The organism is Rhizosphaericola mali (genome assembly GCF_004337365.2).
Lineage (GTDB): Bacteria > Bacteroidota > Bacteroidia > Chitinophagales > Chitinophagaceae > Rhizosphaericola > Rhizosphaericola mali.
On sequence record NZ_CP044016.1, the window covers coordinates 3,125,133 to 3,137,518 of the forward strand.

The window sequence follows — 12,386 nt, forward strand, 5'->3', positions numbered from 1 at the left end:
AAATTCTTATAAAATGGGATTGTTTGATAAGCTGCGTAATGAATTTATAGATATTATTGAGTGGGTAGATGATACCACAGATACTCTAGTATGGAAATATCCAAGATACCAAAACGAGATAAAGATGAATGCGCAATTAACTGTGCGTGAGTCTCAAATGGCAATTTTTCTAAATGAAGGAACTGTCGCAGATATTTTTGGCCCCGGCAGATATACGCTTACAACTCAAAATATGCCGATTCTTACCACTATCAAAGGTTGGAAATATGGATTTAATAGTCCATTCAAAGCGGATGTATTTTTTGTAAGTATGCGTCAATTTACCAATCAAAAATGGGGTACTAAAAATCCGGTCATGTTGAGAGATGCAGAGTTTGGTCCTGTGCGTTTGCGTGCATTTGGTAATTATGCATTTAAAATTAAGGATCCAGGAGTCTTCCTAAAAGAAATTGCATCCACGAATCCAGCTTTCACTGTAGAAGATATCAATGAACAATTAAGAAATCTTGCAGTATCCAGGGGCATGGAAGCCATAGCTGAATCGAAAATTCCAGTATTAGATCTTGCATCCAACTACGAAGAAGTATCAACTATAATCATCGGAAAGATACAACCTGAATTCAATCAATTAGGTCTTGATCTAACTAAATTTTTAATTGAAAATATTTCATTACCAGAGGAAGTAGAACAAGCTTTGGATAAAAGAAGTAGTATAGGAATAGTTGGCAATCTTGGTGCATATGCACAATATCAGGCAGCAACTTCTTTAGAAAAAAGTGCAGAAAATAATAATGGAGGCGGACTAATGAATGCAGGTATCGGAGCTGGATTAGGCGCCGCAATGGCAGGACAAGTAGGCAATATATTTCAGCAAAATCCAAACAATAACACAACAAATTCTGCACCTCCTCCCATCCCCGCAACGACTTCCTATTTTGTAGCTATCAACGGGCAACAAACTGGACCTTTTCCATTAAATGATATCATTAATCAGATTCAATCAAAAACGATTACACCTACTACATTAATATGGAAAGCAGGATTTGCCACATGGATCGCAGCAAATACGATAGACGAATTAAAAGATCATTTTAATAGTACACCACCTCCCATTCCCAATTAATAAATTCCAAGAATAGAATCCAACAAATGTCCTTTGAAGTAAAAAATGAATCAATTGACGGCTCCATAAAATGTAAAAATTGTGGAGCCGCTTTAGAATATCAGCCCGGCACAAGCACTCTTAAATGTCCTTATTGTGGTACGATAAATGAAATTACTACTACAAATGATAAAAATATTGACTCATTTGATTACAACGATTTTATTAATAGTGATAAGCTTCCCAATAATAACACTACAGAAGCAAATATTGTACAATGTTCAAATTGTGGAGCTACCACAACTTTAGCACCTGGAATTACAGCCGACAAATGTCCATTCTGTGCCACTCCGCTTGTTATAAACACTAAGCAAACACAACGTATACTAAAACCTCATTATGTGCTTCCATTTATCATCAATCAGCCGCGAGCTATTGAATTATATAAAAAATGGATGTCCAAACTATGGTTTGCGCCTGATAATCTAGTAAAAAATACGAATGAAACGAGAGTTAATTCTTTAAAAGGAATTTACATTCCTTATTGGAGTTATGATACAGATACGAAAACAGAATACGTTGGGGAGCAAGGTATTTATTATTGGGTTACGGAAACATATTATGAAGAAGAAAATGGAGAACAGGTAGAGCGTACACGTGAAGTCAGACATACGAATTGGTATTCTGTAAGCGGAACAGTGCATTGTAGTTTTGATGATATTTTAGTATCCGCAAGCAAAAGTTTACCTCAAACTTTAGCGAATAAATTAGAACCTTGGACACTTGATCGATTGCAACATTATAACGATCAATACATGAGTGGATTTCAAGCAGAAACGTATCAATTAGCACCAGACGCTTGTCTAGAGACAGCAAAACAATTGATCAATGACGACATTTTAAATGCAATTAGAAACGATATTGGTGGAGATGAGCAACATATTACAGACTATGACAATCAGTATCTAAACATTGCTATAAAATACGAACTATTACCTATCTGGATAAGCGCATTTTACTTTGAAAATAAGCTTTATCAAATCGTAATAAATGGAGCAACTGGCGAAGTTATTGGCGAAAGACCATACAGTACATCGAAAATATTATTTGCGATACTAATAGGAATCGTAGTGTTGATGATTTTATACTTTTGTTTTAAAAATTAAAACTTTGCAAATAAAAGAAAATTCTTGGATAGCTAAACTAGCAGCCAAAAAATTAAAATCTGACCAAATGGCAATTACCATCGGTCAGACTATATATTTATATAACGTTTCCAAAAATTATTTTTTATCCCAGAGCAAATGGGTAAAACATGAACAGCAACATATTCAACAATTCAAAAAATATGGTTTTTTCAAATTTTTAATAATGTATCTGTATGAAAGTTGGAAAAAAGGATACTATAACAACAAATGGGAAATAGAAGCTAGAGAGGCCGAAAACAAATAGAATAGTTATTTACCTATATTCTGTAAAAATATTTTCATATCTCCATCTAAATGAGCCCCCATTTTGCTTAATTTTTCTACATAATATTTCCGAACTAAGCTCCAACTATAATAAAATCCATTTTCCGATTTAAAAGGTAATTTTTGAGGCGTTTCATTCAACAATACTTTAACTAAAATATTATCAGTTTTATTCTTTACAAATATCCATTGGATATTTGCAGTCATTGGAATAACCGTATAAGGTTGCCAATAATCAAAATATTCGCTGATATGTGTAGTTGCATGGTTCGACTGAGATAATTCCATTAAGGTTGCCATAGGTGCAATTGCCTCAGCATGTGTAAACCTGAAGATACCATTGATATTCTTTTTTCCACTCAAAATACTATCTGAAGTATTAATAAAATTCACTAATAAAGGAGCCGCGATCTCAGCTTGTATACCATTGAGATCCATACCAGGGCCTTTGACCATGAAATCCTCAACCCCATCTAATTTGCCCAACGCCTGCAATTCACCTTCAGAAAATGGAGAATTCCAATTCAAAGGCCAGACATTACTCTTAGAGAATTCTATTGATGTTGACAATCCTACCCCATACACTTCATATAAAGATGTTGCAATTAACTTGGGAGTAATTTTAGTCAATTTATTTTTGATAACAATAGAGGTTCCTTGTTTTTTCCAATATTTTAATATCTGCGCTGAAAATATTTTCTGCGCTACTGAATTGTATACCTCATTAATATTAACAAAGGAGGCTACAGAATCCTCTTTTGCCTTTTGTAAACTAGAATCAACAAACGAATCATATATTGGCGAGTAATCATAGAAACGTAACATAGTCTCAGCGTTTTCTGGCTGTTGATTCCATTTCAAATTATTTTTAAAATTCAAACCAGAAACAAAACCATTCGCGCTTTGCTTTGTCCTCAATTTATTTGTAATCCATATATCATAATGCCCATTTTTGGAAAAAACATTTGGATAATGAGATTGCATCCTTCCAGCTATATCATGATGTTGCTCATATCCTAATGCTGTTATCTCCGCATATTTTCCGTTTTGTTGACCGAGCAACCAATTGTTTAGTTTTTGCCATTTTTTACCTTGATTGGTAAGCCCATTTTGTAGCTTTGCCAAGTTAAAAATTTTAAACAATACGGAGTCTGCACCAGCTTTAGTCATATAACGACTACCGTGCCTTCCAACATGATTGATAAAAAATGGCTCGTACCCACGGGGAATATCATTAATATATTTTCCATCGGAATGATAAGCGGCTTTTGTCCCAAACCATAATTGATTTTTTTGGGCAAATAGTGTAGTTCCGAACCCAAAAAACAAAACAAATAAAAATGAATTCAATTTCATGTATCAAAATTAAAAGGTAGCTTCCAAACTAGAAATATAATGTTGATTACCTGTACCATCAGATTGATAAGCTCCGATATCTTTTCCTGGATTCATCAAGGTTGCACCATAGTTACCAGTTGTTGGTAAATCCGTTGTTGGCGTAAATCCAGTATACCCCTTTCCTAAAGCCGGAGATGTTGATTGTAAAGAGAAACTATGCTTTTCACCAGTAATAATTGAATAAGGCATTTGTGTAATATCTAATACCAAAGTAGGTTTTACGGATGTAAATTTTGAGAAATCAACAATATTTACGTTGTAATTAGTAAATAAAGGATCATTTGCCCCCACAGTTGTACTAACTATATCAGAAGATTGTTGTTTTGCTACACCATCAGTAGCCCAAAATTGTTCTATTTCTCTCGCATCATTTCCATAAAACAAAGTATTTCCATACTCAATGTCATTGACATCAGCATCTGCTGTATAACGCAAACCAAACCTTACATTAACAAGGATATTATTATACACTTTACCTGCGGCACCTTGCTCATAGTCAATGGAACCACCTCTACCATCTTTCACTTGTCTAAATCCTCCGTTTAAAATTGTATTATTATAAACATTCACAACAGCTTGTACAGGTGTAGATCCTTTATTATTAGACACTTTAAATGAATTGGTTGCTGCTCCAATAGAAACGTTGTAAGCTACATTCCCAACTGTTCCGCTCTTCATATTAAAAGATTCTCCACCTTGTTTACCACAAGATTCAAACGTATTTCCGACAACATTAATTTTTCCACTCACCACACGCATACCATCATCTTTACTTCCATATATCCATGAATTTTCGACGATAAATTGACCATTAATATTAGTAAATGCAATTGTATATCTAGGATCTCCGGAACTATATAATGCAGGATCCGCCAAACTACCAGCAGGAGCACCTGCAAATTCTAAATGCGTCCATTTGATAATAACATTTGCAGTTGTGTCGCACTGAATACCACCCCAATATCCTTTACATACATTGGTATCTTGCCTTAAGGTTGGTAATACAGTAATAAAATTGGGATTTTCTTGCGTACCATAACTAATAAGCGTACCACTATTCGTAATCTGTGGACTATTATTTTGGGAACCATCTCCTAATGCGATCAATACCGATCCTGGTTGCATTAGCAAAGTATCACCTTTATTGATACGAATATCTGTTGCGAAGTAATAAATTTTCCCTGACTTCAATGTACCCTTAACACTACCAGTGAGTGTATCTTCTGTAACTTCTTGACCTGCGCCAATATTGGGTTGAGAAACATAATCTAGTGTACTTTTTTGACAAGCAAAAAAGGAAATTACAATAATAGAAAAAAAGCTTATATATAAATAACGAGACATATTATTAACTTTTACAATAAAAAATATTATAGTTTAAATTTGATACCAACAATTCCATACATTCCATATTTATCCTCCTGAACAAATACATTTTTACCTACCGTCTGATAGGGAGCGGCATACAAGGAAGCCATTGCGCTAGTGTAAGTTTGTGGTACATATAATTTATATGGCGTATTTAGTATATTATTCAGCTTTGCATATACAACCCAATGTTTATCAAGTTTCTTTTCAATTGAGAAATCCATTTGCGTAAAGCCTGATTGCCATATATCATTTTGATAAAATTCGGATATAGTGTTTATTCTTTTACCAGTATAGTTAAATGCCAATTGAGCATTGATACCACTATGAACATCATCTTTAAATAAGAAAGATAGATTTGCAACATGCTTTGATTGTCCTTGCAATGGGCCTGTTTCATTTACATAAAAGTTAGAAGAAGATCCATCTCTTTTAACTTTACTTCTAGTAGTTTTAGAGTCTGTATAAGTGTAGTTTGCTTTTACTCCAAACCAATTCCAAAATTTAACCGCATCAAATTCTAGACCTTTGTTATTGGTTATACCTGCATTATTTTTTGCTTCATAATACGTTTCCGTACTACCATCCGTTTCTAATCCATATTCAATTGGATTTTTAATTCTTTTGTAAAATGCCCCCAATATAAAGTGATCCAATCCTTTTGGATATATACTATATTGTATATCATAGTTACTAGATGTTGTAGCAACTAAATCAGGGTTTCCTTTTTCTTTATAATTTGCATCTGGATCTGTTAATCCTACATGTGGAATTACTTCATAAAAATTAGGACGACTGATACCCGCAAAATAAGCACCTCTAATCGTCTGTGTTTTACTTAAATTATAAATCAACGTACCAGAAGGTAAGAAATCATAATATTTCTTTTCTCCAGTTTTACCTACATTTTGATCAGAAATTGCAGTCAACCAAGATAGATAAGTGTGTTCATAACGCATCCCGCCAACAAGATCAAATTTACCCCATGTCAAGTTGGTCATAGCATAACCAGCTCCAACATTTTCAGTTGCATTATAATTTAAAGCATTTGTAGTTGAACCTTGTGGATTATAAACTGTAAAATTATTGTCTGCGATATTACCATCATAAGTATCATTACTATGTTCTGGATTTAATTGGTAATCATCATAAGTACTTTTTCTTTCTTTATTTCTATACATACCACCTATAGACCAAACTGATGATATATCTCCTATTTGTTTATGATAATGAAAATTTAAATATCCTGCTTTATCTCTATCATAGTTGTAATAAAAAACTCTATCCGAACTAGATCCCATTTGCAAAGGAGATTGTACCAAATTACCATTACTATAGTTTACTCCTGTAGTCAAACTTAATGTAGCCATATCTGGTCTATTATCAGAGGCTTTGGAATAGGATGCAATCCAGTCCATATCAAGCCCTTTACCCAAATCATGTTTACCGGAAAGCGTATTATTCCAAATAGTTTGTACATCATGCATGCCACGATAATCAATTGAAATCCTACCTACGCCGGGCATACCAACATCTCCAACAGTTCTTGCCAATACCAAATTCGTATCAATGGTTGAACGGTATTCATTTCTAACCAGATTCATCCATCCAGTGTAGAAGTTGATACTATTTTTGTCATTAATCTTATAGTCTAATCTTGCATGTAATCCAGTACGTTGCTGATTAATAGAATACCTTCTTACTTTGATATCATCCAAGATAGTATTCCCATTTTGATCTGTTTCAGTAGGGAAAAAGTTACTATTAACAGTCTTATAATTATTTTGAAAACTACCTGCAACTAAAACGCCTAATTTATCTTTAAATAAGCGACCTCCTGCTGACAGTCCAAACAATGTATTTACTGGATTCGCCTTTGCTCCATATACAAATGCATTTTTAGGAAAATCAGCCATCGTTGCACTATAATTATCTCCATTTGTGTAGCGAGGTGATTTACTCAAACTAGCAGAGCGATCCCAAGTATTGAATGAATATTTATTAAAGGTGGCATTTGTACCTCCCAACGCGGCATTGGCAGTTATTTCAAATTTATGAGGTGCATCTTTCATGATCATATTCACCATACCACCAATGGCATCCCCTTCTCTATTTGGCGTAAGAGATTTTACAATTTCCAACCGCTCCAACATATCTGAAGGAAATATATCAAGTGGAACATAGCGATTTTTAATATCTGGACTAGGAATTTTCACCCCATTAATTAAGGAATAACTATATCGCTTATCCATACCACGCAAAATCACGTATTGCCCTTCACCATTGCTGCTTCTTTCAATGGAAACACCGGAAACACGCTGTGCTACATTGGCAACAGATAAGTCTGGGGATATTTCAATCGCTCGAGCAGAAACTGAGTTTTGTAAATTAGGAGAATTTCTATCCAACTGATAAGTATATGCGTCTCCATGTTTAGATCCAACACCTTTAACTAAAACTTCATCTAATTTATTTTTAGTCAAATTAATTGGCGTAGCTAAAACTTCTGTAACATCACCTCCAACTTCAATTATTTCTAATTTGTAACCAACATAGGAAATTTTTAATTTAACTCTTCCATGCGGTAATTTTTTCAGATGAAATGAACCATCAAAGCCAGATTCAGCGATAGGTCTTCCATTATTTTCAACAAATATCAATGCGCCAACTATAGGCTCTTTTGTTTCTGTGTCTTGAATAAGACCTTTTAATGTACGGATACTTTGCGCTTCGACGTTCAAAAGTGTTAATAATCCAAATAATACGAGTACAATTCTAATCTTTAGTTTCATATATGTTCCGTTAAGGATTCGGAACGCAAAAGAACAACTGCAAGATTACTCCAATGTTAAGGAAAGATTACCAAATTGTTACCAATCACAAAAAAAGGACGTGCAATTTACATTGTACGTCCTTTTTAATTTTACTATAGTTTAAAACAAAAACTAATCCTGTTTTACCATTTTTTCTGCATTTTCTGCTACTTGTAATGCTTCGATAAATTCATCAATATCTCCGTTAATTACAGCATCCAAATTGTAAGAAGTTAACCCAATTCTATGATCTGTCACACGTCCTTGTGGCCAGTTATAGGTACGAATTTTCGCACTTCTATCACCTGTACTAACCAAAGTTTTACGTTGATTGGAAATAGCTTCTTCTTGTTTGCGCACTTCTTCTTCATATAGTTTCGTACGCAAAATTTCCATCGCTTTCAATCTATTTCCCAACTGTGTTCTTTCTGTTTGACAGATTACAACCGTTCCTGTAGGAATGTGCGTCAACATTACTTTTGTTTCTACTTTATTGACATTCTGACCACCAGCACCACCACTTCGAGCAGTTTCCATTTTTACATCTCTGTCATACAATTCGAAATCAATTTCCTCCGCTACAGGCATTACCGCTACTGTCGCAGCAGATGTGTGTACTCGTCCTTGCGTTTCTGTAGATGGAACTCTTTGCACACGATGCACACCAGATTCGAATTTCAATGTACCGTATACATCTTCCCCATTAACTTCAACTACAACTTCCTTGTAACCGCCGACAGTACCTTCACTTTCACTGACAATAGCAGTTTTCCAACCTTTTTTCGCACAATATTTTAAATACATACCCAAAATATCTCCGGCAAATAAGGACGCTTCATCTCCACCCGTTCCTGCACGTATTTCTAATACGGCATCTTTATTATCCTGTGGATCTTTTGGTATTAATAATTGTGTAAGTTGTTTTTCTAATTTTTCTTTTTTCTCTTCCAATGCAGGCAATTCCATTTTGGCAAGTTCTCTCATATCATCATCCGAACCATTCAATGATTCTTTGCCAAATTCATAATCTGCCAACACTCTTTTATATTCTTCATATGGGCCAACGATTTTTTCCATATCGCGGTATTCTTTACTCAACTTACCAAATTCCTTTTGGTTGCTGATGATTTCCGGATTGGTCAAAGCAATGCCTAATTGCTCAAATCGTGCTTTTATCGCATCTAACTGATCTAACATATAGTAAACCTGACTTTTAAAGTGTGCAAAATTACGTTTTTCCTACGTAAACAGAACAGCATTACATTTGCAATTGGAAAAATGGGAAGTTTATGGCAAAAAATATTATTTCGGCAGATAAAATATTCGATGGTTTTAAATGGTTGATCGAAAAAGCTTTGGTTATTGAGGATGGAATTATTCTTGATATTATTGATAAAAATGGAATTGAAAATGTACAGCATTTTGAGGGAATATTGACGCCTGGATTTATCAATTGCCATTGTCATACGGAGTTGAGTCACATGAAAAATGTGATTCCAGAAGCGACAGGATTGATGGGATTTGTCGGAAAAATCATGCAATTGCGCCAATATTCAGAAGAGGAAATTAAATCGGCTTGTGCCTCTGCATTGGAAGAAATGCAGAAAAATGGCATTGTTGCAGTTGGAGATATTTGCAATACAACGCATAGTTTGGATGCAAAAACAAATTCAAATTTAGAATTTCAAAATTTTATTGAATTAGCAGGATTTTTACCCGAACAAGCAAGTCCAAGATTTGAAAATGGAGAAAAAATTGCTGCTCAATTTGAAAAAACAGGAGCAACATCCATCGTTCCGCATGCGCCATATTCTGTTTCTAAAGATTTATTTGAAAAAATAAATGCCTATTCACAAGACAAAATCATTTCTATACACAATGAAGAAACACCCGACGAGAATCTTTTATATGAAAAAAAAGAAGGCGTGTTTTTGGATTTATATAAAAAAATGAATGCGAATATTGACTTTTTCCAACCTACGGGAAAAACAAGTTTGCAATCCGTACTTCCCTATTTGAACAAACCATCACAAATTCTTTTAGTTCACAATAGTTTTACTTCGGAATCTGATATTCAATTTGCGGAAAATCAAGCCAAAAACACTCATCAACAAATCTATTGGACACTTTGTCCAAATGCCAATTGGTATATTGAACGTACCATTCCACCCGTTGATGTTTTACGTAAAAACAGAGTCAAAATCACACTAGGCACGGATAGTATTGCGAGCAATTATAGTTTGAATATCTTGTCTGAAATTCATCGTCTTCAAAAACACTTTCCCAATATTCCACAAGAAGAATATTTACAATGGGCAACGAGCAATGGAGCGGCAGCATTAGGAATGCAGGAACAATTAGGCACTTTTTCCATCGGAAAAAAGCCCGGAATTAATTTAATTTCCAAAGATTTTCAAACCATTAAAAAATTGTATTAAAGCTATCTAGAAATTTGAAATGGGAAATATGATTTCAGCAGCTCATGAACTATTTTCAATAGAACCGACGGTTTCAATCGACACAAGCACCGCTCCGCTAATACTTGCGCCAGTTGCGAATATGTGATAAACTTTAATTAAAAATACACATCCCAATTTACATACAATTCCTTCACAATTTCGCCATTTAGCAAAATCGCGATAACATTAAATTGTATTTTCTTCCATTCTGGATATTCCAATTGATATTGCTCTGCAGCTTCTTTCAAATATTTCATTTTAGCTACTGAAACGCTTGACTCAGGCAAACCAAATTTTGTATTTGTTCGTGTTTTTACTTCTACAAAATGTAAAATATCTGCTTTTGTACAGATAATATCAACCTCCTTATGTTGGAAACGCCAATTTTTTTCCAAAATCTGAAATCCATTTTCCAATAAATAATCGACAGCAAACGCTTCTCCTCTTGCGCCAATGGTTATATTATGTTGCGTCATTTCTGGGAAATTTTGGGTATTAACAGATGAATTACAATTAAAATTGGTATTTTGGTCACCAAATTTAACAAGGATGTCAAATAAACTGCAAAGTATTTTTCCGATAAAAGGTGTAGTTCAAAATTACGCTTGGGGTGGATTTAGTTTTTTACCCGAATTGTTACATAAAGAAAATCCAGAGCATCAGCCTTGGGCAGAATATTGGATGGGGGCGCATCCCAAAGCTCCTGCAATTGACTTGAACAACGACGAGGCTTTGAACAAAATCATAACTTCCGATCCTGCAAAAACAGTAGGCGAAAAAGTTTGGAATCGTTTTGGTGAATTACCTTATTTATTCAAAGTATTGGATGTCAATGAGATGTTATCTATCCAAGTACATCCTTCCAAATCCGAAGCAGAAAAAGGGTTTGATGCAGAGAATACAAAAGGTATTTCTATTGCTGATCCAACTAGGAATTACAAAGACCGTAATCACAAACCAGAGGTAATGGTTGCATTGAGTGAATTTTGGTTATTGCATGGTTTTTTGAGTGAAGAAAAATTGAAAAACGTATTACAATCGGTACCAGAATTTAATCAATTTGCTTCTACATTTGGAGAAGGCGATTACAAAGCTTTGTATCAAAAAGTAATGGAATTGTCCACTGAGGAAGCAGATAAAATTTTATTTCCCATCATTGAACGCGAATTGGCGAACAAAAAAGCTGGCGCGCTTGATCGTTCTTTGCCGGGTTGGTGGGTTGCCAAATTATATGAAAATGAAAATCCAAAATCAAATATCGACAAAGGAATTTTCTCGATTTACTTTTTCAATATTGTAAAAGCGAATCCAGGCGAGGCGGTATTCCAAGCTGCGGGCATTCCACATGCGTATTTAGAAGGTCAAAATATGGAATTGATGGCGAATAGCGACAACGTTTTGCGTGGTGGATTAACCCCTAAACATGTCGACGTACCTGAATTATTGAAACACACAAGTTTCGTTGGCGTGACTCCTAACGTAATGGCAGCAAGTCTAGATACTTTTGGAGAAATTAATTTTCCATGCCCAGTTCCGGATTTCGGATTGTCCATGTTGCGTTTGAAAAATGAGCAAACAATTAGTTCAACTAGTTTTTCTTTGGAAATCTACTTTGTCGAACAAGGAAAAATAAGCTTGCAATCTGGTGATCAAACTTTGATTTTAGAAAAAGGAAATGCTGCAGCAATCCTTTCTAATACAGAATATACGATCACCGCAGCACAAGAAAATACAATTGCGTTCAAAGCATTTGTACCTGAATTATAATTTTTAC

The 12,386-nt window shown here is 34.5% G+C and carries 10 protein-coding genes; 5 read left to right on the forward strand and 5 right to left on the reverse strand.

Annotated elements, in window-relative coordinates:
* Nucleotides 1-13: 13 nt before the first annotated feature.
* Genes E0W69_RS13450 through E0W69_RS13460 form a run of 3 tightly spaced genes read left to right on the forward strand, consistent with a single transcriptional unit; the run spans nt 14 to nt 2,554 of the window.
* Nucleotides 14-1,123 carry an SPFH domain-containing protein gene (locus E0W69_RS13450; protein WP_131330568.1) on the forward strand — a complete coding sequence of 370 codons (1,110 nt, stop codon included), beginning with the start codon at nt 14-16 and terminating at the stop codon, nt 1,121-1,123.
* A 26-nt stretch (nt 1,124-1,149) separates the two neighbouring features.
* Complete coding sequence (locus E0W69_RS13455; RefSeq protein ID WP_131330569.1) at nt 1,150-2,268, forward strand: zinc finger domain-containing protein; 1,119 nt, start codon at nt 1,150-1,152, stop codon at nt 2,266-2,268.
* 4 nt (nt 2,269-2,272) lie between these two features.
* Nucleotides 2,273-2,554: a DUF4157 domain-containing protein gene (locus E0W69_RS13460; protein WP_225321258.1), complete on the forward strand. Its 282-nt coding sequence runs from the start codon at nt 2,273-2,275 to the stop codon at nt 2,552-2,554.
* A gap of 5 nt (nt 2,555-2,559) precedes the next feature.
* Here E0W69_RS13460 and E0W69_RS13465 read toward each other — a convergent pair whose 3' ends face one another.
* The 4 genes from E0W69_RS13465 to prfA all read right to left on the reverse strand — a co-directional run bounded on the left by E0W69_RS13465 (nt 2,560) and on the right by prfA (nt 9,350).
* A complete protein-coding gene (locus E0W69_RS13465; RefSeq protein ID WP_131330571.1) occupies nt 2,560-3,930 on the reverse strand; it encodes a histidine-type phosphatase in 1,371 nt (456 codons plus the stop codon).
* A 9-nt stretch (nt 3,931-3,939) separates the two neighbouring features.
* Complete coding sequence (locus tag E0W69_RS13470) at nt 3,940-5,316, reverse strand: hypothetical protein (protein ID WP_131330572.1); 1,377 nt, start codon at nt 5,314-5,316, stop codon at nt 3,940-3,942.
* Nucleotides 5,317-5,342: 26 nt separating this feature from the next.
* Nucleotides 5,343-8,132, reverse strand: a complete 2,790-nt coding sequence (locus tag E0W69_RS13475; protein WP_131330573.1) for a TonB-dependent receptor domain-containing protein — start codon at nt 8,130-8,132, stop codon at nt 5,343-5,345.
* A 153-nt stretch (nt 8,133-8,285) separates the two neighbouring features.
* On the reverse strand, nt 8,286-9,350 hold the full coding sequence (prfA, locus tag E0W69_RS13480; protein ID WP_131330574.1) for a peptide chain release factor 1: 1,065 nt from the start codon (nt 9,348-9,350) through the stop codon (nt 8,286-8,288).
* A 92-nt stretch (nt 9,351-9,442) separates the two neighbouring features.
* Here prfA and E0W69_RS13485 point away from each other — a divergent pair, with 92 nt between their 5' ends.
* Nucleotides 9,443-10,591 carry an amidohydrolase family protein gene (locus E0W69_RS13485; protein WP_131330575.1) on the forward strand — a complete coding sequence of 383 codons (1,149 nt, stop codon included), beginning with the start codon at nt 9,443-9,445 and terminating at the stop codon, nt 10,589-10,591.
* 137 nt (nt 10,592-10,728) lie between these two features.
* Here the strand turns inward: E0W69_RS13485 and E0W69_RS13490 are convergent, their stop codons facing one another.
* Entirely contained in the window at nt 10,729-11,088 is a 360-nt protein-coding gene (locus tag E0W69_RS13490) for a YraN family protein (protein ID WP_131330576.1), read from the reverse strand.
* Nucleotides 11,089-11,161: 73 nt separating this feature from the next.
* On the opposite strand from E0W69_RS13490, the gene manA reads away from it, so the two are divergent.
* On the forward strand, nt 11,162-12,379 hold the full coding sequence (manA, locus tag E0W69_RS13495; RefSeq protein ID WP_131330577.1) for a mannose-6-phosphate isomerase, class I: 1,218 nt from the start codon (nt 11,162-11,164) through the stop codon (nt 12,377-12,379).
* Nucleotides 12,380-12,386 lie beyond the last annotated feature (7 nt).

Coding starts and splice junctions, on each gene's coding strand:
- E0W69_RS13450 (WP_131330568.1), top strand. CDS start 14: ATGGGATTGTTTGATAAGCTGCGTAATGAATTTATAGATATTATTGAG.
- E0W69_RS13455 (WP_131330569.1), top strand. CDS start 1,150: ATGTCCTTTGAAGTAAAAAATGAATCAATTGACGGCTCCATAAAATGT.
- E0W69_RS13465 (WP_131330571.1), bottom strand. CDS start 3,930: ATGAAATTGAATTCATTTTTATTTGTTTTGTTTTTTGGGTTCGGAACT.
- E0W69_RS13470 (WP_131330572.1), bottom strand. CDS start 5,316: ATGTCTCGTTATTTATATATAAGCTTTTTTTCTATTATTGTAATTTCC.
- E0W69_RS13475 (WP_131330573.1), bottom strand. CDS start 8,132: ATGAAACTAAAGATTAGAATTGTACTCGTATTATTTGGATTATTAACA.
- prfA (WP_131330574.1), bottom strand. CDS start 9,350: ATGTTAGATCAGTTAGATGCGATAAAAGCACGATTTGAGCAATTAGGC.
- E0W69_RS13485 (WP_131330575.1), top strand. CDS start 9,443: ATGGCAAAAAATATTATTTCGGCAGATAAAATATTCGATGGTTTTAAA.
- E0W69_RS13490 (WP_131330576.1), bottom strand. CDS start 11,088: ATGACGCAACATAATATAACCATTGGCGCAAGAGGAGAAGCGTTTGCT.
- manA (WP_131330577.1), top strand. CDS start 11,162: ATGTCAAATAAACTGCAAAGTATTTTTCCGATAAAAGGTGTAGTTCAA.